The organism is Natronomonas sp. (genome assembly GCF_028274965.1).
Classification (GTDB): Archaea; Halobacteriota; Halobacteria; order Halobacteriales; family Haloarculaceae; genus Natronomonas.
On record NZ_JAQCNO010000071.1, the window covers coordinates 25,879 to 49,736 of the forward strand.

At 69.4% G+C, this 23,858-nt stretch carries 22 protein-coding genes and 1 pseudogene; 13 read left to right on the forward strand and 10 right to left on the reverse strand.

Annotated elements, in window-relative coordinates:
- Nucleotides 1-114 precede the first annotated feature (114 nt).
- From Q0916_RS11395 to Q0916_RS11405, 3 genes are read left to right on the forward strand one after another with little or no spacing between them, the layout of a single operon-like run.
- Entirely contained in the window at nucleotides 115-306 is a 192-nt protein-coding gene (locus Q0916_RS11395; protein ID WP_299237391.1) for a DUF7331 family protein, read from the forward strand.
- A gap of 30 nt (nucleotides 307-336) precedes the next feature.
- Complete coding sequence (locus Q0916_RS11400; protein ID WP_299237392.1) at nucleotides 337-708, forward strand: DUF7322 domain-containing protein; 372 nt, start codon at nucleotides 337-339, stop codon at nucleotides 706-708.
- On the forward strand, nucleotides 705-1,118 hold the full coding sequence (locus Q0916_RS11405; RefSeq protein ID WP_299237393.1) for a DUF7346 family protein: 414 nt from the start codon (nucleotides 705-707) through the stop codon (nucleotides 1,116-1,118). The genes Q0916_RS11400 and Q0916_RS11405 overlap by 4 nt, the downstream gene beginning before the upstream one ends.
- On the opposite strand, the gene rad50 is transcribed toward Q0916_RS11405, so the two are convergent.
- The 4 genes from rad50 to Q0916_RS11425 are packed head-to-tail and all read right to left on the reverse strand — an operon-like array spanning nucleotide 1,110 to nucleotide 5,698.
- Nucleotides 1,110-3,776: a DNA double-strand break repair ATPase Rad50 gene (gene rad50 / locus Q0916_RS11410; RefSeq protein ID WP_299237394.1), complete on the reverse strand. Its 2,667-nt coding sequence runs from the start codon at nucleotides 3,774-3,776 to the stop codon at nucleotides 1,110-1,112. The genes Q0916_RS11405 and rad50 overlap by 9 nt on opposite strands.
- Nucleotides 3,773-5,059 (reverse strand): DNA double-strand break repair protein Mre11, encoded by a 1,287-nt coding sequence (gene mre11 / locus Q0916_RS11415; RefSeq protein ID WP_299237395.1) that lies wholly within the window; start codon nucleotides 5,057-5,059, stop codon nucleotides 3,773-3,775. The genes rad50 and mre11 overlap by 4 nt, the downstream gene beginning before the upstream one ends.
- A complete protein-coding gene (locus Q0916_RS11420; RefSeq protein ID WP_299237396.1) occupies nucleotides 5,056-5,403 on the reverse strand; it encodes a hypothetical protein in 348 nt (115 codons plus the stop codon). Before Q0916_RS11420 ends, mre11 begins: the two co-directional genes overlap by 4 nt.
- Before the next feature lie 31 nt (nucleotides 5,404-5,434).
- Nucleotides 5,435-5,698: a MarR family transcriptional regulator gene (locus tag Q0916_RS11425; RefSeq protein ID WP_299237397.1), complete on the reverse strand. Its 264-nt coding sequence runs from the start codon at nucleotides 5,696-5,698 to the stop codon at nucleotides 5,435-5,437.
- Nucleotides 5,699-5,864: 166 nt separating this feature from the next.
- Here Q0916_RS11425 and pan1 point away from each other — a divergent pair, with 166 nt between their 5' ends.
- Entirely contained in the window at nucleotides 5,865-7,079 is a 1,215-nt protein-coding gene (pan1, locus tag Q0916_RS11430; RefSeq protein ID WP_299237398.1) for a proteasome-activating nucleotidase Pan1, read from the forward strand.
- Nucleotides 7,080-7,127: 48 nt separating this feature from the next.
- Here the strand turns inward: pan1 and Q0916_RS11435 are convergent, their stop codons facing one another.
- Nucleotides 7,128-7,769: a DUF502 domain-containing protein gene (locus Q0916_RS11435; protein ID WP_299237399.1), complete on the reverse strand. Its 642-nt coding sequence runs from the start codon at nucleotides 7,767-7,769 to the stop codon at nucleotides 7,128-7,130.
- 117 nt (nucleotides 7,770-7,886) lie between these two features.
- On the opposite strand from Q0916_RS11435, the gene Q0916_RS11440 reads away from it, so the two are divergent.
- From Q0916_RS11440 to Q0916_RS11455, 4 genes are all read left to right on the forward strand, one after another.
- Nucleotides 7,887-8,753, forward strand: coding sequence for a UbiA family prenyltransferase (locus Q0916_RS11440; RefSeq protein ID WP_299237400.1), 867 nt, complete (start codon nucleotides 7,887-7,889; stop codon nucleotides 8,751-8,753).
- Between the two features lie 62 nt (nucleotides 8,754-8,815).
- Nucleotides 8,816-9,829 (forward strand): alcohol dehydrogenase catalytic domain-containing protein, encoded by a 1,014-nt coding sequence (locus Q0916_RS11445; protein ID WP_299237401.1) that lies wholly within the window; start codon nucleotides 8,816-8,818, stop codon nucleotides 9,827-9,829.
- 84 nt (nucleotides 9,830-9,913) lie between these two features.
- Complete coding sequence (locus tag Q0916_RS11450) at nucleotides 9,914-10,954, forward strand: ComEC/Rec2 family competence protein (RefSeq protein ID WP_299237402.1); 1,041 nt, start codon at nucleotides 9,914-9,916, stop codon at nucleotides 10,952-10,954.
- 4 nt (nucleotides 10,955-10,958) lie between these two features.
- Nucleotides 10,959-11,237, forward strand: coding sequence for a DUF3006 domain-containing protein (locus Q0916_RS11455; protein WP_299237403.1), 279 nt, complete (start codon nucleotides 10,959-10,961; stop codon nucleotides 11,235-11,237).
- A gap of 12 nt (nucleotides 11,238-11,249) precedes the next feature.
- Here the strand turns inward: Q0916_RS11455 and Q0916_RS11460 are convergent, their stop codons facing one another.
- On the reverse strand, nucleotides 11,250-11,759 hold the full coding sequence (locus tag Q0916_RS11460; RefSeq protein ID WP_299237404.1) for a hypothetical protein: 510 nt from the start codon (nucleotides 11,757-11,759) through the stop codon (nucleotides 11,250-11,252).
- A gap of 167 nt (nucleotides 11,760-11,926) precedes the next feature.
- Entirely contained in the window at nucleotides 11,927-12,886 is a 960-nt protein-coding gene (locus Q0916_RS11465; RefSeq protein WP_299237405.1) for a patatin-like phospholipase family protein, read from the reverse strand.
- 290 nt (nucleotides 12,887-13,176) lie between these two features.
- On the opposite strand from Q0916_RS11465, the gene Q0916_RS11470 reads away from it, so the two are divergent.
- Nucleotides 13,177-15,084: a DHH family phosphoesterase gene (locus tag Q0916_RS11470; RefSeq protein WP_299237406.1), complete on the forward strand. Its 1,908-nt coding sequence runs from the start codon at nucleotides 13,177-13,179 to the stop codon at nucleotides 15,082-15,084.
- 153 nt (nucleotides 15,085-15,237) lie between these two features.
- Here the strand turns inward: Q0916_RS11470 and Q0916_RS12170 are convergent.
- From Q0916_RS12170 to Q0916_RS11485, 3 genes and pseudogenes are all read right to left on the reverse strand, one after another.
- Nucleotides 15,238-16,770: pseudogene (locus Q0916_RS12170) on the reverse strand (phospholipase D-like domain-containing protein); the annotation flags it as partial.
- Between the two features lie 39 nt (nucleotides 16,771-16,809).
- Nucleotides 16,810-18,201, reverse strand: a complete 1,392-nt coding sequence (locus Q0916_RS11480; RefSeq protein ID WP_299237407.1) for a HEAT repeat domain-containing protein — start codon at nucleotides 18,199-18,201, stop codon at nucleotides 16,810-16,812.
- Between the two features lie 124 nt (nucleotides 18,202-18,325).
- Nucleotides 18,326-19,009 carry a protein sorting system archaetidylserine synthase gene (locus Q0916_RS11485; protein WP_299237408.1) on the reverse strand — a complete coding sequence of 228 codons (684 nt, stop codon included), beginning with the start codon at nucleotides 19,007-19,009 and terminating at the stop codon, nucleotides 18,326-18,328.
- Between the two features lie 88 nt (nucleotides 19,010-19,097).
- Here Q0916_RS11485 and Q0916_RS11490 point away from each other — a divergent pair, with 88 nt between their 5' ends.
- From Q0916_RS11490 to Q0916_RS11505, 4 genes are all read left to right on the forward strand, one after another.
- Nucleotides 19,098-19,526: a plastocyanin/azurin family copper-binding protein gene (locus tag Q0916_RS11490; protein WP_299237409.1), complete on the forward strand. Its 429-nt coding sequence runs from the start codon at nucleotides 19,098-19,100 to the stop codon at nucleotides 19,524-19,526.
- A 160-nt stretch (nucleotides 19,527-19,686) separates the two neighbouring features.
- Nucleotides 19,687-20,556: a protein translocase subunit SecF gene (secF, locus tag Q0916_RS11495; protein ID WP_299237410.1), complete on the forward strand. Its 870-nt coding sequence runs from the start codon at nucleotides 19,687-19,689 to the stop codon at nucleotides 20,554-20,556.
- On the forward strand, nucleotides 20,553-22,154 hold the full coding sequence (locus Q0916_RS11500) for a preprotein translocase subunit SecD (RefSeq protein WP_299237411.1): 1,602 nt from the start codon (nucleotides 20,553-20,555) through the stop codon (nucleotides 22,152-22,154). The genes secF and Q0916_RS11500 overlap by 4 nt, the downstream gene beginning before the upstream one ends.
- A gap of 51 nt (nucleotides 22,155-22,205) precedes the next feature.
- The gene (locus Q0916_RS11505) at nucleotides 22,206-23,828 is read left to right on the forward strand and encodes a DUF255 domain-containing protein (RefSeq protein WP_299237412.1); all 1,623 of its coding nucleotides are present in this window, start codon (nucleotides 22,206-22,208) and stop codon (nucleotides 23,826-23,828) included.
- Nucleotides 23,829-23,858: the final 30 nt, after the last annotated feature.

Genomic DNA, 23,858 nt, shown 5'->3' on the forward strand with positions numbered 1-23,858 from the left:
GCGCTCGCGGGTAAAAACACCGGCGTTCGGCGCCGGAGGCCGGCGGCGTATCGCCGCTCGATACCGTGGGGAGCGTTTTAAATAAGCCCACCGTACCCAAGGACAACGAGTACCATGTCGGGGTCGAACGCGACGGAGGACGCAGACGCGAACGGGACGGGACGGATAGCCGAACCGACGGTCGCGGAGGCGGTCCGGTCGACGGAGTCCTACGAGACCTCGGGGGGAACCGTGTTCTACGACGCCGAGAACCCGCTCGCGTGGGTGCAGTCCGACGACGTCGTCGACCTCGAAGAGTCCGCGTGATTTTTGCTCCCGCGTCCCGTCGTGTCGCCCGTGATCCCCTTCGAGGACGACGAGGACGCGTGGCCGGACGAGCCCTCGGAGTTCGATCCCGATAGCCTCGGTCCGGACCCGCCGGAGCCGCCGGACCCGACGCCGGAGCACTCGGAGGTCGTCGAGGCCGCCGAGGAGGCACCCGACGGGCTGTTTCGGGCATTCTGGGCGTCGGTTCTGTCGCTCAACGTCGCGCTCGCGGCGCTTGCGGTCGGCGGGATGATGGCCTACTTCCAGGGCGACTACGAGACGGGAGGGCTGGTGGTTCTGATCGGGTGCGTCGCGGCCGTCGGGACGCTCCGGTACTACTGGGGCGTCAAGACCGGACGGTACGGGGCGGAAAAGAGAGCCGACGAGCGGGGCGAGCCGTGAGGACCGTCGAACACGGCGACGACCGCTATCTGTTGGTGAAGTCGTCGGGCGATTCGAGCCTCGTCCGGGACCCGGCGACGGGCGCGGAGCGGTACCTGCCGAACGAGGAGCTGACGCCGGTCGGCGAGTCGCCGCTCGTCGCCGCCGCCGCCGCGGTGCCCGAGGCCCGACGCCGCCTGATCCTCGGCGTCCACTCGGAGTCGGACCTCGGGCTGTTGGTGGAACTCGACGCTCGGGGGCCGCTCTCCGTCCGGGAGCTTCTGGGGGCGTACGACCTCTGTGAGTCGGATCTCCACGGCCGGCTCGCGGAGTTGCGCGCCGGCGGGCTCCTCGAAGAGACCGAGGTCGGCGGCGAACGGGGCTACGGCGCGACCGAACTCGCGAGCGAGGCCCTCGAGGCCCTACAGTAACGCGCCCGTCGTCGCCGATCGCTCGACCGACGAGCGGTTCGTCGTCGGGTCCTTCCGAACGGCGATCAGGTCGTCGGCCGCGCCGACGAGTTCCTCGTCGTGGCTGACGACGAGTATCTGTGCGACGCCGTGTTCGGTCATCGACTCGATCAGCTCGACGAGCTTCGAGACGTGTCCGGCGTCGAGAAAGACGGTCGGTTCGTCGAGGATGAGCGGCGGCGTCGGCGCGCTGCCGTCGATCCCCTCCGAGAGGAGCCGGTAGATCGCACACCGCAACGAGAGGTTGAACAGCGCGCGCTCGCCCCCGGAGAGCTGGTCGGGGTCCAGTTCCGTGCCGTCCTTCTGGTAGACGGTGAGTTCGTACTCGCCGTCGAGTTCGATCCGGGCGTACGAGTCGTTCTGGTAGACGAGCTCGAACGTCTCGTTGAGCATCGCCTCCAGTCTGTCGACGTTGCGGCGGCGCAGTTCCGCCCGGAGGTCGGCGTAGGTCGATTCGAGCGTCGCGGCCTCGTCGTACAGCGACTGGAGCCACTCGACGGTCGCCTCGAGTTCGTCCCGCCGGGCTTCGAGCGCCTCGAGTTCGTCGAGTTCGTTCCGGACGGCGCCGATCTCGTTTTGGATCTCGTCGCGTTTCTCGCGTTGCTCGGCCAGGTACGGTTCGACCTCGGAGAGGTAGTCCTCGGCGCGTCGCTCGTCGGCCTCGGCCTCCTTGAGTGCGGCCTCGTCGAATGCGTCCTCGAGCTCTGCCTTGCGGTCGCGCTTCTCCGCGAGGCGCTCGCGCCGCTGGTCGTTCAGTTCGGCCTTGTTCGCGCGCCGCTCGCGCAGCCGTTCGATGTCGGCCCCGGTCTCATCGATCCGATCGAGCAGGTCCCGGACGCGCTCGATCCGGTCGCGCTCGTCGTCGAGTCGGTGCTTTTCGGCGTTGAGTTTGCCGATGGCCTCGCGGGCGGACTCGGCGGCCGCCTCGGCGGTAGCGGCCCGCTCGGCCGCCGCCTCCGCCTCGGTCTCGTGGTCGTCGGCCTCGGCGCGGAGCGTTTCGATCCGCGATCGCTTCTCCGCGATCGCCGTCTCGCGCTGTTCGATCAGGGAGGCGACGTGCTCGCGGTTCTCGGTCGATTGCGAGAGCTCCGTCTCGGCGTCGACGAGTTCGACGGCCCGCTCGTGTTCCGCTTCGAGTTGTTCGATCTCAGCCCGCTGGGTCTCGATCTCGGACTCGATGTCGGCGACGCGCTCGCGGTCCTCGGCGATCGACTCGACGTGCGGCGAGCCCTCGAGCGACTGCCCGCACTCGGGGCACTTCCCGGCGTCGAGCAGCCGTTCGGCATCGGCGACGGACTCTTTGGCGTTCTTCAGATCGGCGCGCAGCTCCGCGAGGCGCTCGTTGGCGTCGGCGAGCTCCGAGCGGACCGACTCGCGGTGGCTCTCGAGGCGGTCGGGATCGACCGGCGCGTCATCGAGAGTCTCCCGGAGCGCCCCGATGCGGTCGTCGATCTCCTCGAGCCGCTCGCGTTTCGCCGAGAGCGCCTCCGCGGCCGATTCGGTCTCGGCGGCGAGTTCCTCGGCGTCCGATCTCGCCTGGCGCGCTCGCTCGCGGTGGGTTTCGGCGTGCTCGCGCTCGGTTTCCGCGTCGGTGGCGTGCTCGTTGGCCTCGATGCGGGCCGACTCGATCCGCTCTCTGACGTCCTCGAGTTCCCCCTCGATGTCGGCCAGGCGGTCTGTGACCGCTTCGGCGTCGGCGTCGGTGCCGAGGTCCGTCCGCTCGACGGCGGCGTCGAGGTCGTCCTCGAGGTCGGTCCGCTCGGCTCGCAGCGATCCGATCCGCTCGTCGAGTTCGTCGCGTTCGCGCTCGGTCTCGGCGATCGATTCGGTCAGCTCGTCGATCTCGCCGCCGAGCGTCTCGATCTCCTCGCGGCGGCTTTCGGCCTCCTCGAGGACGCTCCGTGCGGCTTCGAGCGTCTCGCGGGCGGCGTCGCGCTCGCGCTCTTTGGCCTCGATCTCGTCGGTGATCGTCCCGAGCTCCGATTCGAGTTCGTTCAGCCGGGCGTGGAGCCCCTTCTGGCGCTTTCGCTCGATCGCGTCCTCGCGGTCGGCGAGGAGTTCGCGCTTCCGATCGCGGACGCGTTTGACCCCGACGCGGGCGTCGCTGGCCCGCTCGCGGTATGTCTCGAGTTTGCCGAGTTGCAGGAGGTCGTCGATCATGTCCTGTCGGTCGCTCGGCGAGGCGTTGATGAGTTTGTTCACCTCGCCCTGCCGGACGTACGCGCAGTTGACGAACGCGTCGGCGTCCATCCGAAGCAGGCTCTCGACGTGGGCCTCGACGTCGGTGACGCCCTCGAGTTGTCCCTCCGGAGCCTCCAACAGACAGGTCGTCGTCTGTGCGGTGTCCCCCCGCGTTTTCACCTCCCGTTCGATCCGGTACTGCCCGCCGTCGTGGGTGAACTCGAGCGTGACAGCCATCCGGTCGGTGTCGTTTGCGATGGCGTCGTCGAGGGTGCCGTCGATGGCCGCGGACCCATAGAGCGCGAAGAAACACCCCTCCAGCAGCGAGGACTTCCCGCTGCCGTTGATGCCGTGGACGACGGTGACGCCGGGGCGAAGCGTGAGGTCGCTGTCGTCGTAGCACTTGAAGTTCCGGAGCCGGACGCGCTCGAATCTCACAGGTACTCACCCATCGACGCCTGCCCGTCGTCGGACGCCGAACGCTCGGGTTCGGTCGGATCGCCGCTCGCGCCCTCGCCGTCCGCGGCGTCGGCGGCCGGCCGGGCGTCACCATCGCCGTCGCCGTCGGGGTCGGAAGCCGGGGCAGAGGCGGAGGCGGGATCGGAGGCGGGATCGGCGTCTTCGAGGAGCTCCTCGACGTACCGTTCGGTCTCGTCGGCCACGTTCGAGTCGGCGACGGTTCCCGAGCGGATCGTCTCGTCGAGGTCCCGGGCGCCGGCGCTCAGCCCCAACTCCCGGAGCCGCTCCCGGACGGCGTCGTCGGGGTCGGCGAACGATGCCTCGGGCAGAGACTCCCCGGTAGAGACGTCGCGGCGGTCGGTCACGCGGGCGACGAGCGCCCCCGCCTCGGTGGCGTGGCTCTCGATGCGGGCCGGGGGGATCGACTCGCCGTCGCCGGTGAGCGTGACCTGGACGACCGCCCCCTCAAGATCGTGCTCGCTCAGGCGCTCGCGGACGCGCGCAGGCCCCTCGGATTCGGCGAGTTCGAGGTCGACGAAGACGAACGGTCGCGTGTCGATGCCGCGCCGCCCGATTCGGACGTCACCGCCCTCGAACGAGACGAGGTTGTACCCCCGCTCGTCGCGCTCGCTCGCGCTCGTCCGCTCCGTCGAACCACAGTAGGTGACCCAGGTCCCGTCGAGTTCCGCCGTGGTCGCGGCGTGTTCGTCGCCGAGCAGCATCGCGTCGAACCCGACGGTCGCATCGTTCAGGACGGCTTCGGCGTCCCACTCGACGTTCCCGTAGTCCGGAACGAGCGGCTCGAAGAGCCCGTGGGAGACGAGCACCGCGTGGTCGGCGTCGTGGGGCGCGAACTCGTAGGAGAGCTGTTCGCGCTGCCCGCGGGGGACGAAATCGAGCCCGTAAAACGCCGTCTCGCCGACGGTGACGGGGTCGTCGCCGAGCCTGGTCGCGACGCTCAGCCGCTCGAAGAGATCAAGCCACTGGGCGTCCCGTTTGGCCTCGTGGTTGCCGACGACGGCCAAAAACGGGATGTCGGCGTCGGCGAGCGGTTCGAGTGCGTCCAGCGCCCCCAGGATGTCGATCAGCCCCGGCCGGCGGTCGTGGAAGAGATCGCCCGCGTGGACGACGGCGTCGACGTCGTCCTCGATCGCGTCCTCGATCACCGCCCGGAACGCGTCGAGGAAGTCGCGGCGCCGTTCCGGGGAGTGGTACTGGCGGTAGCCGAGGTGGGTGTCGGCGGTGTGGAGCACCCGTGTCATTTCGTCGGTCGTTCGTGGTCGGGTGTTAAATCGGTTCCGTGGCCACGGTGAAAGTGGTCCGGGGGCTCCTGGCCCGGGGGCTCCGCGCCGGCCGCCGCCGACCGGAACCGCCGAAAGCAGGCGAGCGCCCGTCGGCCCCGGCGTTCGGTCTCGGGGTCGTCGGTCGCTTCGATGGCCGCCCCGAGCGCCTCGGTCCCGACGGTCCCGGCGAACTCGGCGGCGGCCTCGAGGTCCCCCGTGGCTTCGACCGCCCGTTCGACGACGACCTCGGGGGCCGGTCCGGCGAGTCGCCGGAGCGACGCCCGGACCCGCTCGGTGTCCGCCGTGGGTTCGTCTGCTGACACGGGGGGTCTGCTCGCCCGACGGCAGATGAACCTACGGGTCGATCGCGAGCGAGTAGACCCGTTTCCTGGCGTCGACCAGGGAGAACCGCGATTCGAGGACGCCGGCGTCCTCGAGTCGGGCGGTCGCGTACCGGACGGTCCGGGGCGGGAGCATCGTCTCCTCGGCCAGTCCGGACTGCGTGAGGCTGTCGTTGTGCTCGAGGACCTTCGCGACGAGTTTCGCGCTCGGCGGGAGGTCCGAAACGGGCTCCCAACCGGCCGCGTCGGGGGTCGTCCCGGGATCGGTGGTCGGCATTACGCCCTCATTTCCGATGGACAGAAATAATACTTTTGGTATTTTTAATGCCCGCAAGTAATCGGGCTTGGACGGCCGGAGGCGGTCCCGTTTCCCGTGTATCCGGGGACGTAACCCGGTGTAGCGACCCGAAGCCTCTTATGAATACGGAGGCTACTGAGTCGTAATGAGCGACACTGCTGACGACGTCGAACTCCCGTACGAGACCGACGCGTCACAGCAAGAGAAGGTTGAGACGCTGGAGGAACGTCTCGAGATCCTCGAGGAGCAAAACGAGGAGATGCGGGACAAGCTCCTCGACGCGAACGCCGAGAACAACAAGTACCAACAGAAACTCGAGCGCCTGACACACGAGAACAAGAAGCTCAAGCAGTCCCCGCTTTTCGTCGCCACGGTCCAGGAGATCACCGACGAGGGCGTCATCATCAAACAGCACGGGAACAACCAGGAGGCGCTCACCGAGGTCACCGACGGGATGCGCGAGGAGCTCACGCCCGACGCCCGCGTGGCCGTGAACAACTCGCTGTCGATCGTCAAGCAACTCGACAGCGAGACCGACGTCCGCGCTCGGGTGATGCAGGTCGACCAGTCGCCGGACGTCTCCTACGAGGACATCGGCGGCATCGACGAGCAGATGGAGGAGGTCAGAGAGACCGTCGAGATGCCGATCGAGAGCCCGGAGATGTTCGGTCAGGTCGGCATCGATCCGCCGTCGGGCGTGCTGTTGCACGGTCCGCCGGGGACGGGCAAGACGATGCTGGCGAAGGCCGTCGCCAACCAGACCGACGCGACGTTCATCAAGATGGCCGGCTCGGAGCTGGTTCACAAGTTCATCGGCGAGGGCGCAAAGCTCGTCAGAGACCTCTTCGAGCTCGCCCGACAGCAGGAGCCGGCGGTCGTCTTCATCGACGAGATCGACGCGATCGCCGCCAAGCGCACCGAATCGAAGACCTCCGGCGATGCCGAGGTCCAACGCACCATGATGCAGCTCCTCTCGGAGATGGACGGCTTCGAGGACCGGGGGCAGATCTCGATCATCGCGGCGACGAACCGCTTCGACATGCTCGATCGGGCCATCCTCCGCCCCGGCCGCTTCGATCGCCTCATCGAGGTGCCGAAACCCGACGCCGAGGGCCGCGAGATCATCTTCCGGATCCACACCCGGGAGATGAACCTCGACAGCGAGGTCGACTTCGCCGAACTCGCCGAGTTGGCTGACGACGCCTCCGGGGCGGATATCAAGGCGATCTGTACGGAGGCGGGGATGTACGCCATCCGGAACGACCGCGTCGAGATCAGGACCGAGGACTTCCAGCAGGCGTGGGAGAAGATCAGGCGGACGGACAACGGCGACGCGGACGTCTCGAAGACGTTCGCGTGAGCGTCTACGCGACGGTGTCAAGGCGGTCCGTCCGGGAGGCGTGGGGCGTCAGCGATCCTCTGCCGGCGGCCGCTCGCTTGTCGTTGCGATCGACTCCTCGCTGACGTCGATCCGGATGCCGCGATCCTTGTTTTCGCCGAACCCGGCGCTGAGGATCCGCGTCAGCGAGTCCTCGACGGACTCATCGATCTCGGTGTAGCGGTCCGGATCGACCTCAACGACGAAGCCCGTCGTGATGTTCGGCGCGGTGGGTAAAAAGAGCACGTCGCGGCCGTCGTCGGTCGATTTTCCCGTCTTGAACGCGGTCATTCGCATCCCGTTCCACGTCTCGAGTTTGACCGGCGTCTGGAGTTCGTCGGGGCCGCTGACGGCCGTTTCAACCGCCATCTTCGAGGCGTTGTACACGACCCGAAGCCCGGGGAGACGGTTCATTATGCCGTCGAGAGTCTCCTCGAGGATGTCGCCCACCGTCGTCCGCATCAGGTACCCGACGGCGAGGACGAGCAGACCGAACAGCACGAGCGTAATGAGGACCCGCACCGAGACAGGAAGCCCGGCGAGCGTCGTTTCGAGAAACGGGAGGTTGGCGATGGCCTGATAGATGAACGCGACGACGTATGCGGTCACGAGCAGCGGCACGAGAACGATGAGTCCGCTCGCGATGTCCCGTTTCCACGACGACGACAACATTCGTTCCGTACCTCACGCCGGCGGGTAATCAGCGCTTCGACCGAGAGCGCGGCCTCGCGGCGGGGTCGGCGTCCGGACGGTCCGACCGGAAGAGACTATCGGCCTCGACGACAACTGATGCGCGGGACCCGAATGGAACGGACACGACCGAACGGGGCGAAAACGCTCCGGACGGCCATCGCGTTTCTCGTCCACAGCAACCTGTTCATTTCGACCGCCTCGACGGGCGTCGCGCTCTCGACGACGCTTCTCGCCGGGTTCGCGCCGGAGCCGCTGCCGCTCGGGATCGTCTTCGTGGCGACGCTTTTCGTCTACAGCCTGAACCGCCTCACCGACATCGAGGAGGACAGCCGGAACGTCCCGGAACGGGCCGCGTTCACCGAGCGGTACGGAAGGCCGCTTCTCGCCGTCGGCGCGGCGCTGTATCTCGCCGCGATCCTCGCTGCGATCGAGGCGGGCGTGCGCGGCGCGCCGTTTCTCCTCTCGCCGGTCGCGGTCGCGTTCCTGTACTCGCTCGTGGGGGTCAAGCGGATACTCCTGATGAAGAACCTCCTCGTCGGGCTCTCGTGGGGGGCGATCCCGCTCGGGGTCGGCGTCTATTACGGCGCGGTGAGCGCCCCGGAGATCGTCGTGTCGTTCGGGTTCTTCACTGTCATGCTGACCGTGGCAGCGGCGGTGTTCGACATCAAGGACATCCGCGGCGATCGGGCCGAGGGGATACGGACGGCTCCGGTCGTGTTCGGGCCGCGGGCGACCCGCATCGGGGCCCTCGCCGTGACGGTCGCCGTCGGCGGGGGCCTCCTCGGGGTCGTCGGGGTCGGGATCGTGCCGCGTCGGTTTCTGTTGCTGTTCGGCTTTCTGGCGTACGTCGCCGCGTACGTTCCCTTCGCGACGACGGACCGAGGACCGCTGTTTTACGGGTTCGTGATCGACGGCGAGCACGTGTTTTTGACCGCGCTCGTGGTGGCGTTCGAGCTCCTCTGAGCCTCCTCCGGGCGGCTCGGGCAACACCACAGTTATACCGCTGTCGGTCCCACTCGGTGACGATGCGAACCGCAGTGTTCAGCGATCTGATCGGCCCCGAGGGCGTGCGTATCGTCGACAGACCGACACCGGACCCGGACGCCGGCGAGGCGGTCGTCGACGTCGAAGCGTGCTCGATCAACCACCACGACCTCTGGATCCTCGAGGGGGACTCGGCGATGGTCGACGGCGACGACCTGCCGTTCGTGAGCGGCCTCGACGTGGCCGGCGTCGTCCGGTCGGTGGGCGACGGCGTCGAGTCGGTCCGGGAGGGCGACCGCGTCGTGCTCTGCCCGAACGAGACCTGCGGGCGGTGTCGGTTCTGTCGGGAGGGTCCGGAGAACCGCTGTGAACGGTTCTCGCTGTTCCACGGGGGGCTCGCGGAGTCAGCCCGGGTCGACGCCGACCGGCTCATTTCGCTGCCGGATTCGGTCGACGCGGTGACGGCCGCCGCGCTCCCGACGGCGTACCTGACCGCCCGACACATGCTCCGGCAGGCCGCGGTCAGCGCGGGCGATCTCGTCTTCGTTCCCGGGGCGACCGGCGGCGTCGGCGTTGCGAGCGTGCAGTTGGCCGACACCCTCGGCGCGCGGACGATCGGGACGTCCTCGTCGGCGGCGAAGCTCGATCGGCTGTCGGCGCTCGGATTGGACCACGCCGTCGAGGGGACCGACCCGGAGACGCTCCGGGAGGCCGTCGGAGCGATCGGAACCCCGGACGCGGTTTTGAACCACCTCGGCGGCGCGTACACGGACGTCGGGCTCGATCTCCTCCGTCGGGGCGGACGGATGGTGGTCTGTGGGCGGACCGCCGGGAACACGAGCGAGATCGACGTTCCGGACCTGTTTCTCGGACACAAGCGGGTGATCGGCAGCACGATGGGAACCCAGCCCGAACTCCAGGGGCTCGTCGAGTCGGTCGAGCGCGGCGACCTCAGCCCGGAGATCGAGGCGACGTACCCCTTAGAGGAGACAGCCGGCGCATTCGCCGCGATGGCCGACCGCGAGGCGGTCGGCAAGATCGTCGTCACCCCCTGAGACCCCGAGCGTCGGCGTCGTCGGGCCGCCGGTCGGGGGCGGTCGGCCGTAACGCACATTGCGTTCAGCCCGCAACGCGGGCCAATGCGCCGGATCGTACTCGCCGTCGTGCTCGCCGGGGCGGTGATCGTCGCCGGGTGCGCCGGCGGGGGGATCGAGGTGCCGGAATCGGGCGAAGCCGGGGAAACCGACGAGGCAGCCCCCGGCGTCGACGCCGAGGTCGCGGGCGAACTCGAGATCCACCACATCGACGTCGGACAGGCCGACTCGACGCTGATACGCGCGCCCAACGGCGAGACGGTCCTCATCGACAGCGGGGGCTGGCAGAGCGACGGCGCGGAGGTGATCGAGTACCTCGACGCCCGCGGGATCGATCGGATCGACCACCTGATCGCGACGCACGGCCACGCCGACCACGTCGGCGGCCACGCGGCGATCATCGAGGCGTTCGAGGCGGATCGCGACGGGATCGGGGCGATCTACGACTCCGGCGTGACGCACACGAGTCAGACCTACGAGAACTACCTCGACGCCGTTGAGGCGTCCGGGAACGAACTGCTCGTCGTCGAGTCGGGCGACGAGTTGCCGATCGGCGGCGACAACGTGTCGGCACTCGTCGTGAACCCGCCGGCGGGCGGCGGCGAGGATCTTCACGGAGCCAGCGTTGCGGTCGTCTTCGGGTTCGGTGACGTCCGGTATCTGACGACGGGCGACGCCGAGGCCGAGGCGGAGTCGCGGATGGTCGAAACGTGGGGTGAGGACCTCGACGTCGACGTGTACCAGGCCGGACACCACGGCTCCTCGACGTCGTCGTCGGGGGCGCTTCTCGACGCCGCCTCGCCCGACGTCGCGGTCGTATCGAGCGCGCTGGACTCGCAGTACGGCCACCCCCACGACGAGACGCTCGAGGCGTTCACCGAACGCGGGGTCGACACGTACTGGACCGGCGTTCACGGCGACGTCGTGATCACGACGGACGGGTCGGAGGTCGGCGTCCGGACGGCGGACCCGTTCTCGGAGGACCCAACAGAGCTGCTCGAGGCCGCACAAGCGGCCGAGGACCCCCCGGCCGCGACGGCGAGCGCGGGCCGTCCGGATCAGCGCGGGAACGGGGGTGGAGGGTAGCCCGATGGAGGGCGTCTACACGGCGACGATCGATCGGGTCGTGGACGGCGACACGGCGGTGTTGCTGTTGGAAGCCGACGGCGAGGTGATCGGACAGCGCGACGTCGCAGTCGATCGGATGCCCGAGGCGTGTTCGGCCGGCGACGTCGTCTCGGTGACTGTGGCCGGGGGCGAAATCGCGGACATCGAGCCCCGACCAGAGGAGACGGCCGCGCGGCGCGAGCGGATCGACGAGACGTTCGATCGGGTCTCGAGGCGGTTCGGCGACTCCACGGAGGAGTGATGGGACGCCGCGTCAGTACCGGAGGACGGCATCGAGGATGCCGGCGGTCTGGCCGATCCCGACAGAGACGAGACCCGCGGTCACCGCCGCCGTCGGGCCGACGACCGTTCCGATCGCGTAGAGGGCGGCACCGAGAACGCAGAGGCCGGCCCCGCCGACGTACACGCCGACGCCGGCGCGGACCTGCCGGGCCGTAGCGAGGAACCCCGCCGCGGGCACCAGGATCCAGCCCGCCAGCGCGGCGACGAAGAGCGCCCTCGATCCGACCGGAACGAGAAAGCCGGCCAGCCCCGCAAAGGCGAAGGGCGTTCCGGCGACGATGACCGCCCGCCACGTCCGCAGCACGCCGGCGTCCATTTCCCGCCAGGAGGCGGCCGCGAAGGCGATGAGCGAGACGCACATAACGCCGTGCATCACGAACACCGGACGCGTCGAAACGGCCCCGACGTGGGCGGCGGTCACGACGCCCCACGCGGCCGGGATCAGAAACGCCGGCGCGGTTTCCCGGAGGCGACAGAACACGTCACCCTGTTCGGACCCCCCGCTAATCAGCGTTCCTCTCGCGAACGGCGCAAGATCGCTCCCGAGGCGCGCGGACACGCCGGGCGGCGATCGACCGGTTCCGGGGACGACGGCGGGGGCGGAGAGAAAGGCGAGGGAGAGGGCGAAGGCGGGACCGGGGGGGCGGATCAGCCGTCGTAGAACGCCGCCGCGCGCTCCCGTCCGAACTCCATTAGCTCCTCGATGAACCCCGGGCTTCGGTCGAGCTTCGACGAGCTGCGGTAGGTGCGGTCCATCTCGATGCGCCGGATCGTCGTCTCGGTGAAATCGCTCTCCGGTAAGTACCCCTCCTCGATCCAGTCGTTGACGCGCTCGACGACGCGGAGCTCCTGGTTGAGCGAGATGTTGCCGGCCAGTTCGTTCCGGCGGTCGGCGATCTCCTCGATCGCCTTGGGTTCGCCCTCGCGCCGCTGGGGGTTGATCTGGATCACCCACAGTTCCTCGGGCTTGCGGTCGGCGCCGACGGTCAGGAGGTCGTCGATCGGGGGGTTCTGCGAAAAGAGGCCATCCCAGTGGTAGTGACCGTTGATCTCGACGGCCGGGAACAGGTTCGGGACCGCCGCCGACGCCAACACCGCGTCGGTCGTGACGTCCTCGTTGGTGAACGTCTCGAACCGTCCCGCGTTGATGTTGACCGTTCCGACGACGAGTTCCGGCGCCTCCACGCCGCAGAGATCGGGGACGGCGTCGAAATCGACGTGTCGCTCGAGGAGGTCGGCGAGCCGCTCTTGGCCGAGTCGCGCCCCCGGTAGCTGGTACGGGCTGACCTGCGGGACCGGGATCCCGGCGTTGTCGATCCGCGAGAGTCCGACGGACAGGTCGTTTGCGAACCTGTCGGCGGGGCTGTCGGCCTTGAGGTCGTCCCAGAGATCGCCGAGCAGACCGACCGTTTCGTCCTCGTCGGCGGTGACGAGGCCGTACCAGCTCACGAGCGCGTTGAACGCGCCCCCGGAGGTGCCGCTGATCCCGACCAGTTCGTAGCCGTCGTCCCACTCGCCGAGCAGTCCCTGCAGGACGCCCGCGGTGAAGGCCGTGTGGCTGCCGCCGCCCTGACAGGCGATCGCGACGGGTGTCTCGTCGTCACTCATCGGCTCCGAGGGCGACGGGCGACGCGGGCGCCGTCGGGTTGGGGTCTCTGCGAGGGCGAAAGCGCGGAACCGTCGTTTCGGGCGTCCCGCGTCGGCGCGGCGCGGCGCGGCGGTCGGGTTCGGTCTGTCATCGGTTCACGTGCGTGTATGGGAGGGAATCAAAAAAGGCCCCGCGTTTCGCGCCGTTCGCGGCCGCCGGACGCGTCGGCTACCGTCCCGAAGGCCGGGCGGCACACGCGTCGACGGGAGATACAACACGCTTAACACCTGTCAGCGTCCAAATCTGTTCAATGAACGCGTCCACTGACGACGGAGCCGGCGGCGACCCCACGGAGGGGGTCGTCTACGATCTCGACCCGGGGTGTACCATCGACGACGTCGAGGAGGGGTCGTTGTACAGATCGACGGTCAACGGGGTCGTCGAGTACGGCGTCTTCGTCGATCTCTCGGAGCACGTTTCGGGGCTGGTCCACGAGTCGAAACTCGACGGCGAGTACGACGTCGGCAGCGAGGTCGTCGTCCGTCTCCTCGAGGTCCGCGAGAACGGCGACATCGGGTTCGAGGACGTCGATGTCGACCCTGCCGCCGCGGAGTTCGTCCCCGTCGCGCAGGGCGACAGCGCGGACGTCTCCGAGTTGTCCGAGCGGATCGGCGATTCGGTCCACCTCAAGGGCGACATCGTCCAGATCAAACAGACCGCCGGGCCCACGGTGTTTTCGGTCCGGGACGGGACCGGGGTCGTTCCCTGTGCGGCCTTCGAGGCCGCGGGCGTCCGCGCCCACCCGGAACTCGAACTCGGCGACGTCGTCCGCGTTTCGGGGTCGATCGAGGCCCACGACGGGGCGCCGCAGGTGGAAGTAGAGCGGCTCGAGGCGCTCTCCGGCGACGCCGAAGGGCGCGTGCGGGATCGGATCGGGGCCGCCGTCGAGGCGCGCGCCGAGCCGGCCGACCCCGAACCGCTCATCGAGTGGCCGGCCTTCGAGAAGCTCCGCGACGACCTCGCCGATCTCGCTCGGCGCCTCCGGACCGCCGTCCTCGAAGGCCGTCCGATCAGGGTCCGACACCACGCCGACGGCGACGGGATGTGCGCCGCGCTGCCCGTTCAACTCGCCCTCGAGACGTTCATCGCCGACGTGCACGCCGACCCCGAAGCACCGCGGCACCTGTTCAGGCGCTCGCCCTCCAAGGCCCCGTTCTACGAGATGGAGGACGTGACGCGCGATCTCAATTTCGCCCTCGAGGACGAGGAGCGCCACGGCCAGCGGCTTCCGCTGTTGTTCATGGTGGACAACGGCTCGACGGCCGAGGACACGCCGGCGTACCGCGCGCTGGCGCAGTACGACGTGCCGGTTCTCGTCGCCGATCACCACCACCCGGACCCCGAGGCGGTGGCGCCGCTCGTCGAGGCGCACGTCAACCCGTACCTCCACGGCGAGGACTACCGGATCACGACCGGAATGATGTGCGTCGAGTTGGCGCGGATGATCGATCCCTCGATCACCGAGCGCCTCGAACACGTGCCGGCGGTCGCCGGGCTATCGGATCGCTCGAAGGCCGACGCGATGGACGACTACCTCGGTCTCGCCGCGGCGGCCGGCTACGACGAGGAGGAGCTTACGGACATCGTCGAGGCGCTCGATTACGCCGCCCACTGGCTGCGGTATCAGCCCGGATCGAACCTGATCAACGACGCGTTGAATCTGGACTGCGACGACGAGACGCGGCACCGCGAACTCGTCTCGTTTCTCTCGTCTCGCGCCCGCCGCGACGTCGACGCGCAACTGGACGGTGTCGAGTCACACGTCGAACACGAGCGACTCGACAACGGGGCCCACCTCTACCGTCTCGACGTCGAGAACCACGCCAGGCGCTTCACGTACCCGGCCCCGGGGAAGACGACCGGCGAACTCCACGATCGGAAGGTGACGGAGACGGGCGACCCCGTCATCACGATCGGGTACGGCCCTGACTTCGCCGTGCTCCGCTCTGATGGCGTCCGCCTCGACATCCCGAACATGGTGACGGAGCTACAGGACGAACTCGGCGGCGCGGGCGTCTCGGGCGGCGGCCACCTGGTCGTCGGATCGATCAAGTTCGTCGCCGGCGCGCGCGAGTCGGTCCTCGAGGCGCTCGTCGAGAAGATGGAAGCGGCCGAACTCGACGAGGAACTGCGGAGCACGCTCCTCCGCGAGGAGTGAGCGCCACCGCCAGTCGGTGAGGACCCCGTTTCGCCCGACGAACCCGATACGACGGACCAACAGCAACGCTGCGGCCGTGGCGGCCGCGGCGGCGGCGAGGATCCCGGCCGGAAGCGGTCTGTCGTTGCCGTCGCCGCTGTCCCAATCGCCCTCGAAGACCGTGGCGTAGTAGGCCGCCGCCTCGGGCCCCTCGAGGGCGACGAGTACCTCGCGGTTGTTCGACTGCGCCGATGCGTCCCAGTTGAGGCTGCCGACCACGGCCGTGTCGTCGACGATGACGCCCTTCGTGTGGATCTTCTCGTAGTTGTCGGCCTCGTCGACCCGCGCCTCGAGGTCCCACCCCGCCTCCGAGGCGCGGCCGTTGAGCCACGCCGCGAGCGCGTCGTTGTCCTCTCTGACGTACCAGCTTCCGCCGAGGTGGATCCGGACGCGGACGCCGCGGGAGGCCGCCTCGAGCACCGCCCGAAGGAGCCGGTTGTCCCGGCTACCGATCCGGACCTGTTGGACGAGAATCCGGTCGTCGGCCGCGTCGATCCGCCCGACGAGCGCGGCCGCGGCGTTGTCGGGCGCGACGAGCAGCGAGGCGGCGTCGATAGCGACGCGGTCGGGTTCGTACTCGGTGTCGTACTCCCCGAGTGCGGGGTCGGCCTCGGCGAACGTCCGGCCTTGCCGGTACTCCTCCCACGGTGTCGCGGCCCGCCACGTCCGATCGTCCCGGTGGAGCGCGCCGAGCGCGTCGGCGATGCGGTCGTTCTCCAGGGTGACGCCCCATCCCCGACTCGACATCCCGCCGGTCCCCGCCGGTTTGAAGTTCTCGGTCGAGACGATCGCGCGGTCGTCTGCGACGACGTACTTCGGGTGGTGGTGGCGGTACCGGGTGTGGGGGCCGCTCAGCAGTCGAACGTCGACGCCGCCGTCGGCCAACCGCCCCAGCGTCCGGGCCTGTCGGTCGCTCACCCCGCCGACCGGGGCGCCGTCCAAGAGCACCCGGACGTCGACGCCGTCGGCGGCCGCCTCCAACAGCGCCGCCTCGATCCGTTCGGAACTGAACGTGTACCCGCCGAGGAGGACCCGCTCGTCGGCCGCCCGTATCCCCTTGAGCACCGCGTTCGGCGCGTCCGGGAGGACGAACACGCGGGCGTCGTCGGCGTCGGCCCGGACCGGTTCGTACCCCGTCGATCCGATCGGACTCCAGGTCCCGGCGACGAAATCGCGGCGTTCGGACTCCGGGGCGTTGCGGTACCGCGCGCTCGAAACCGTCCGATCGCCCGCCCGGAGTTCGAGCCGGTCGCCGCCGTCGGCCAACCGGAGCCGACCGGAGAGCGGAACGACGGGGTGTGGGGTGTGTGCCCGCGCGTCCGCCGGCCGGATCGAGACGGCGACCGTTCCCTCAAGGGTCCGGTCGGGGAACTCGGCGGTCGTTTCGCCGTCGGTGAGCGTCCACCCGGAGACGTTCGTCGGGGTCTCGAAACGGATGGCGACGAACTCGCCGGGGTCGCCGTCGGCGACGGGGTTTGGGTACGCGGCGACGAGCGTCGCGGTCGATGCGTTCGGCGCGTTCGCCGGTGTCGCTGCGGGCGTCGCGTCGGCTGGTGCGGGCGTCGCAGCGACCGTGACGCCGGAGGCGACCCCGATGGCGACCGGGAGCACGACGAGAGCGATGACGGCGGGGCGGAGCGTCGACACACGGTCGCTGGTTCCGGTATGGTATAAAAAGGCGGGGGGTTAGGCCGCCGCGTCGCGGGCGATCTCCGCTTCCCGTTGGACGGTGTAGGCGCGGTCGTCGTCGTACTCGGCGGCGGCCGAAAGCGCGCGTTCGGTCCCGATCCGGACGAGCGCCCACGCGGCCGAACCGCGCACCTCGTCGGCTTCCGTCCCGTCGGCCAACAGCTCGGAGAGCGGTTCGATCGCCCGCGTGTCGCCGATGAGGCCGAGCGCCCGCGCGGCGATCGAGCGGATCTCGGCGCTGTCGTCCCGCAGCGCGTTCGCGACCGCCTGGCTCGCGTCGGTGCTTCCGATCTCCCCGAGGGCCCGGATCGTGACCTTCTGGAGGGGCGGGTTGCCGCTGTCGACGAACTCGGTGAGCGTGTCGACGGCCCGCTCGTCGCCGATCTTCCCGAGCACCTCGATCGCGCCGCGGTCGCGTCTGTTCGCGAGTTCTAACATTGGTTCGAGGGCGGCCTCCGGCCCCAGTCGGCGGAGCGCGTCGATGCAGTTTTCCTCCATGAACTCCGAGCCCAGCGCCTCAAGCGCCATGAGTATCCGCTCGGGGTCGTTTTCGGCCTCGGCGACGCGGACGACGCCCAACTCCGGCGGGAAGTCCTTCCGGTTTTCGGGGGAGAGGCGGTCGTAGAACCCCTCGCGCTGGAGCTGTTCTTCGGTCTCGAGGTCGTCCCACTCCTCGGCCGCCTCGAGCGCCGACCCGAGCGTTTCGACGGCGTCGAGGAGAGCGGCGATCGCATCGGCGTCCGCGTCGGGATCGAGACGGCCGTCGGCGGCCGTTCGACCGACCGCATCGATCGCGTCGGCCACCGCGTCGGTGTCCTCGTCCTCCGGAAGCGCGAACGTCTCCCCGAGTTCGGCGCTCGCCCCCGATAGGAACGTCTCGGTCGCGTCCCTGACGGCGGGTTTGCCGTCGCGCGTCCACCGCGTCTCGCGGACCAGACCGGCCGCATCGCTCGCCTCGGCCTGAACGTCCGTTCCGTAGGGGCCGCGTTCGGTTTCGATCCCGTCTCTGAGGTCCTCGAGGCGCGATTCGAGTGGCTCTTTGGGGTCTGTCGGCTCCGCCTCGTCCTCGTCTCCGTCTCCGTCCGCTTCGCCGTCCTCGTCGCTCTCCGGTTCGGGGACGGGAAACGTCGCCGCGTCGAGGTCGGCGGCAAAGGCGTCGGCTTCGGCCTCGAGGTCGTCCAGATCGGCCTCGGTGTCGGCGGCCTCGAGGGCCGCTTCGAGGTCCTCAAGGCGGGCCTCGAACGCCTCGACGTCGGCGTCGGGAGCGGGCGCGCTTCCGCTTTCATCTCCGTTCCCGTCCCCGCTCTCGTCCCCGTCGGCGGGGGCCTCGGTATCGGTGTCGGGTGCGGAGTCGGCGTCGGCCGTCGCTTCGTCGTCCCCGTTGGTCATGCCGTACGGTCGGACGGAGCGATCAAAGAGGGTTTCCATTCGAGTCGGGGGCCGGGCGGTCGGGGCGCGGGCCGCACGCCGAGCCGACGAAAACAACGGAGGACAGGGGATAAAAAGGGGCGTCTCACGGGTCGCGCCAGTACGCCACGGGCGCAAAGAGGAGGTACGCGAGCGCGAACGCCAGGAGCGAACGCGGGAGCACGCGGCTCCAGACGGTCGGAAACAGGACCGCCAGAGACTGGAGCCCGCCGAGTATCAGCGCGTCGCGGGCGTAGAGATCGGGGTAGGTGACCGAGGCGATCATCAGATAACAGAACACCGCTGTCAGCCCGACGAGCGCGGTCGGGTCGGTGAGCCCCGAGAGGTACGCCGCGGCGATGATCGTCGCCGCCAGCGTCGTCTGAACGCCCTCGGTGTTGGGGTCGCCGCTGTCGTGAAGCGTGTAGAACCCCAAGCGTACGACCGCCATCGCGACGTACACCGCGGGGACCCCGACTGCGGCCGCCGCCCAGAGCGACCCGAGCTCGGCGTACCCCCCGCCGGTCGCGACCGCGTACACGAGGACAGCGGGCGCGACGCCGAAGGAGGCGACGTCGGCGAGCGAATCAAGATGCGGGCCCACGACCGTCCCGCCCCGGACCCGGGCGAGGACGCCGTCGATCCCGTCGGCGATCGCGGCGACGAGCACCAGCCGCGCGGCCAGTCCGGGGTCTACGACGGCGACGGCGGCCGCGACGAACCCGAGCCCGGCGTTCGCCACCGTCACGACGTCAGCAAGCCCCAACTGCCCGAGTAACCGCGGCTGCATGGCTTGGGCGATCGGCGAGTGCCGTCTTAGTACGTTCGCTTCCGTCCGGAACCGCGGGGCATATGCCGGCTCGGCGCCAACCGTTCGTATGGACCGACGGGCGTTTCTGAGGGTCGGAGGCGCCGCCGCGGTGGCCTCGCTGTCGGGGTGTCTCGGTGGCCTCAGTATCGGCGGGCTCAGCGAGGACGACTTCGACGTCGGGATGTCGGCGAACGCCTTCCTGCCGGAGGTGTACGAGATCGAGCGCGGCGAGACCGTCGTCTGGGGGAACAACGGCTCCCGGGGGCATACGGTCTCCGCGTACGAGAGCGCGATCCCGGAGGCGGCGGCGTACTTCGCCTCGGGTGGACACGAGAACCTCGAAGCGGCCCGCGAGGCGTGGAGCGCCCGGGGGAGCGGCAACATCCCGCCGGGAGGCACCTACGAGCACACGTTCTCGGTGCCGGGGCGCTACGACTACCTCTGTATCCCCCACGAGTCGAAGGGGATGGTCGGCGCGATCGTCGTCGAGGAGTGAGCCGTTCGCGGGCCAGGGTCGGGGCCGAGGCCAGGACGGAAGCGAGGACAGAACGGAGCGGAGCCGGCGGGAGGGCGGACCCGACGCTGACGCCCGGCGCCGCGGCGTCCGCGATACGCGAACGACAACCCTTATTCGGGGGGCATTCACATCGGCACCCATGGACGCGTCGGTACCGGAGGTCGACTACACGAAGTACACCAACAGGCAGTTGGTCGCGGTCCCGCTCGTCCTGTTGGCGGTCGCACTCGCCGTGCTCGCCGCCGGGACCGTCGCGACCGGAACGCCGGTCGCACCCGGTATCGAGTTCACCGGCGGCGCGGAGATCCAGATCGAGACGACCGACTCCCAGGCGGAGATCGAATCGCAGTTCGCCGAGCCGGTCGAGTCGATAACGCCGGTCGGGTCCCCGACGAGCAACACGTACATCGTCGAGTTCCAGGCGGGGAACTACGAGAGCCTCGACGACCTCGTCGCCCAGGCCGAGGCGGCCGGCTACGAGATCCAACAGGAGGGCGAGCGGTCGGCGAGTTTCGCCGACGACTCACAGCGGCAGGCGCTTTTCGGCCTGGCGGTCGCCTTCGGCGGGATGGCGGCGCTCGTCGCGCTGTTGTTCCGGACGTTCGTCCCGTCGATCGCCGTCATCGCGTCGGCGTTTTCCGACATCGCGATCCCGCTCGCGCTGATGCAGTTGTTCGGGATCGAGTTGACCCTCGGGACCGTCGCGGCGCTGTTGATGCTCATCGGGTACTCCGTCGACTCTGATCTCCTGTTGAACAACCACGTCCTCAGGCGGCACGGTGATTTCTACACCTCGACGGCCCGCGCGATGCGGACGGGGGTGACGATGACCGTCACGTCGATCTCGGCGATGATCGTCATGACGGCGGTCTCCTCGCTGCTCGGCATCCCGCTGTTGCCCGACGTCGGCCTCGTGTTGGTCTTCGGGCTGCTCGCCGACCTGATGAACACGTACCTCCTCAACGTGAGCCTGCTTCGGTACTACAAGTACGAGGGGATCGGGAAATGAAACTCCGGATCAGAGAACACTGGCGCATCTGGCTGCTCGTCGGGTTCGTGCTCGTCAGCACGGTCGTTCTCTTTGCCCCCTACGGCGAGAACCGCGGCGTTCTCGGACCCGCCGAGGACGGCGAGGGGAACGCGGCCGAATCGCGGTACACGAACCTCGAGTTCGGGCTCGAACTCTCCGGGGGGACGCAGGTCCGTGCCCCCTTCGTCGGGATGACGGTCGACGGCCTCGAGTTCGGGCCGGACGCCGAACGCGACATCGAGACGACGCTACGGGAGGAACTCGGCCTCGGGCCGGGGGACGTACGCGCCGACGCCGAGAGCGGGACCGTCGAGGTGTTCGACGACAGCGAGGTCGGCAACACGACGCGCGCCGAGTTCGCCGGCGGACTCACCGAAGCGGGCTACGAGACGACCGAGGAGGACGTCCGGCTGGGCGTGACCCAAGACACCCGCAACGGGGTCGAGGACGTCCTCAACCAGCGGCTCAGGGAGCGCGGTCTCGGCGGGGGGACGGCCTCGCAGGTCTCGGCCCCCGGCCGGCAGTTCATGGTCGTCGAGGTCCCCGGTGCCACCCGGACCGAGGTCATCGACCTCATCGGGGATCGCGGACAGGTCGAGGTCCAGGCGCTGTACCCCACCGAAGACGGGGGCTACGAGGTGCAGTCGCTCCTCGATCAAAGCGAGTTGTCCGGCATCGGCCAGGCCACCCAACGGCAGGGCGAGACGTTCGTTCCGATCACGCTCAACGAGGAGGCCGGCGCGCGGTTCGGCGACGCGATGCGGGCAAACGGGTTCGCCAGGGACGGCGGCACCCGGTGTGGGTACGACCTCGAGCGGTCCCTCGAGGAGAACACCGACGATGATCCGGGCCGGTGTCTGTTGACCGTGCTCGACGGCGAGGTCGTCTTCGCCGCCGGCGTCGCCCCCGGCCTGGCGTCGTCCTTCGAGAGCGGCGCCTTCGACGAGGACCCCTCCTACCGGACGACGACGACGACCTTCGAGGACGCCCGGGACCTCGAGATCAACATGCGGACCGGCGCGCTCCGGACCGAACTCGACATTGAGAACCGCGGGACGTCGTTCTTCTTGCTGCCGAGTCTCGCCGAGCAGTTCAAGCCGCTGTCGCTTCTGACCGGCGTGACCGCGGTGTTGGCGGTCGCGCTCGTGGTGTTCTTCCGGTACCGCAAGTTCGAGGTCGCCGCGCCGATGCTTCTGACCGCCGCCGCCGAGGTGTACATCCTCCTGGGCTTCGCGGTGGCGGTGAGCCTGCCGTTGGATCTGTCGCACATCGCGGGGTTCATCGCCGTCATCGGCACCGGGGTCGACGACCTCGTGATAATCGCCGACGAGGTCATGCAACAGGGCGACGTCAGCACCTCCCGGGTGTTCGACTCGCGGTTCCGCAAGGCGTTTTGGGTCATCGGGGCCGCGGCCGCGACGACGATCATCGCGATGTCGCCGCTCGCGGTCCTCTCGCTCGGCGACCTCCAGGGGTTCGCCATCGTCACCATCGTCGGCGTGCTCATCGGCGTGCTCATCACGCGGCCGGCCTACGGGGACATCCTCAAGAGCCTGGTGTTGAGCGGGGACGGGTGACGCCGCGGCGCGGGTCGAAGCCCTTTCGTCGCTGCCATCGAAACACACGGTATGACTTTCCGCGACGGAACGCTCGTCGATTGGCACGCGTGGAACGAGGCGGCCTTCGAGGCCGCCGCGCGGGCCGGCAAACCCGTGTTGTGTTCGCTGACCGCGCCGTGGTGTGAGTGGTGTGCGCGGATGGACGAACGCACCTACTCCGAGCCGAAGCTCGCGGCGAACGTCGGCGAGAGTTTCGTCCCCGTCCGCGTCGACGTCGACAGACACCCCCGGATCCGCGAGCGGTACAACATGGGCGGGTTCCCGACGACGGTGTTTCTGACGCCCGAGGGGAACGTCCTCTCGGGGGCCACGTACCTCGGTCCGGACGGGTTCCGGCAGATACTCGACAGCGTCCGGGCCACGTGGGACGCAAAAGGCGAGGCCGCCGGGCGGATCCCCCGGTCGGTCGCCGAGGACGACGCCCCCTCCGGCGAGGTGACCGCCGACGTCGAGGCGCACATGGTCGAACAGATCGCGGCGGCGTTCGACGGCGAGTACGGCGGGTGGGGATCGGACGCGAAGTTCCCGCTGCCGGAGACCGTCGAGTTCGCGCTCAAACGCGACCGACCGCGGGGGACGCGGACGCTCGAGGCGATCCGGACGCACCTCCTCGACACGTACGACGGCGGGTTCTACCGGTTCGCCGAGACCAGACGCTGGGGGGAACCGCACCGCGAGAAGCTGACCGACGAGAACGCCGCGCTCGTTCGGGCGTTCACCGCGGGGTATCTCTACACCGGCGAGGAGTCCTACCGCGACACCGCCGAGCGGACCGTCGAGTACCTGACGACGACCGCCTGGACGGGCGAGGCGTTCGCGGCGAGTCAGGCCGCAAGCGAGTACTACACCCTCGAGCCCTCGGACAGAGAGGACGCAGACCCCCCGCACGTGGACGGGACCGTGCTCGCCGACAGAAACGGGATGGCCGCCGAGGCGCTGTTCCGGTTCGCCGCGGTCACGGACCACGGGTCGGCGTCGCGGTACGCCGAGCGCGCGCTCGAACGCGTCCTCGGGACGCTCGTCGAGGACGGCCGGATCGCGCGCTTCGACGGCGAGGGAAGCGAGACCGGGCTGCTCGCGGACCACGCGCGACTGTTGTCGGGGCTGAGCGCCGCCGCGCAGGTGACCGGACCCGACGGGTGGCTCGGACCGGCGCGGGCGATCGCCGACGACGCGATCGATCGGCTCGTCGCGGCCGACGGAGCCTTCCGGGACGGAACCCCGGGCGGCGCCGGACTGCTCGATCGACCGCTCTACCCCCTCGGGACGAACGCCGAGATGGCCGACGCGCTGTTGGATCTCGCGGCGCTGACCGGGGAGGAACGCTATGAGAGCGCCGCGAACGACGCCCTCGGCGCGTTCGCCGGCGCGTACGACCGGATGGGCGTCGAGGCGGCGGGGTATGCGGCCGCGTGCGCCCGCGCCGTGTACGACCCGCTCGTGGTCCGGACGCCGCCGGCCGGGAGCGATCTCCACCGGGCGGCGCTGCGGATCGCCGACCACGAGAAGGTCGTCGTTCCGGAGGACAGAGACGACGCGGTCGCCGTCCGGAGCGGCGAGCGGAGCGATCCGGCGGGAACGCCCAAGGAGCTGCTCGAACGCGCCGCGGACGGTCCGGCGCCTGAAACGTAGGCGGGATCGGTCCGGCTCGGCTCGGTTCGG

What these genes read in the sequence shown, in the direction of transcription:
- Q0916_RS11395 (WP_299237391.1), top strand. Translation starts at nt 115, where the DNA reads ATGTCGGGGTCGAACGCGACGGAGGACGCAGACGCGAACGGGACGGGA.
- mre11 (WP_299237395.1), bottom strand. Translation starts at nt 5,059, where the DNA reads ATGACACGGGTGCTCCACACCGCCGACACCCACCTCGGCTACCGCCAG.
- Q0916_RS11425 (WP_299237397.1), bottom strand. Translation starts at nt 5,698, where the DNA reads ATGCCGACCACCGATCCCGGGACGACCCCCGACGCGGCCGGTTGGGAG.
- pan1 (WP_299237398.1), top strand. Translation starts at nt 5,865, where the DNA reads ATGAGCGACACTGCTGACGACGTCGAACTCCCGTACGAGACCGACGCG.
- Q0916_RS11435 (WP_299237399.1), bottom strand. Translation starts at nt 7,769, where the DNA reads ATGTTGTCGTCGTCGTGGAAACGGGACATCGCGAGCGGACTCATCGTT.
- Q0916_RS11440 (WP_299237400.1), top strand. Translation starts at nt 7,887, where the DNA reads ATGCGCGGGACCCGAATGGAACGGACACGACCGAACGGGGCGAAAACG.
- Q0916_RS11445 (WP_299237401.1), top strand. Translation starts at nt 8,816, where the DNA reads ATGCGAACCGCAGTGTTCAGCGATCTGATCGGCCCCGAGGGCGTGCGT.
- Q0916_RS11450 (WP_299237402.1), top strand. Translation starts at nt 9,914, where the DNA reads ATGCGCCGGATCGTACTCGCCGTCGTGCTCGCCGGGGCGGTGATCGTC.
- Q0916_RS11455 (WP_299237403.1), top strand. Translation starts at nt 10,959, where the DNA reads ATGGAGGGCGTCTACACGGCGACGATCGATCGGGTCGTGGACGGCGAC.
- Q0916_RS11465 (WP_299237405.1), bottom strand. Translation starts at nt 12,886, where the DNA reads ATGAGTGACGACGAGACACCCGTCGCGATCGCCTGTCAGGGCGGCGGC.
- Q0916_RS11470 (WP_299237406.1), top strand. Translation starts at nt 13,177, where the DNA reads ATGAACGCGTCCACTGACGACGGAGCCGGCGGCGACCCCACGGAGGGG.
- Q0916_RS11480 (WP_299237407.1), bottom strand. Translation starts at nt 18,201, where the DNA reads ATGACCAACGGGGACGACGAAGCGACGGCCGACGCCGACTCCGCACCC.
- Q0916_RS11485 (WP_299237408.1), bottom strand. Translation starts at nt 19,009, where the DNA reads ATGCAGCCGCGGTTACTCGGGCAGTTGGGGCTTGCTGACGTCGTGACG.
- Q0916_RS11490 (WP_299237409.1), top strand. Translation starts at nt 19,098, where the DNA reads ATGGACCGACGGGCGTTTCTGAGGGTCGGAGGCGCCGCCGCGGTGGCC.
- secF (WP_299237410.1), top strand. Translation starts at nt 19,687, where the DNA reads ATGGACGCGTCGGTACCGGAGGTCGACTACACGAAGTACACCAACAGG.
- Q0916_RS11500 (WP_299237411.1), top strand. Translation starts at nt 20,553, where the DNA reads ATGAAACTCCGGATCAGAGAACACTGGCGCATCTGGCTGCTCGTCGGG.
- Q0916_RS11505 (WP_299237412.1), top strand. Translation starts at nt 22,206, where the DNA reads ATGACTTTCCGCGACGGAACGCTCGTCGATTGGCACGCGTGGAACGAG.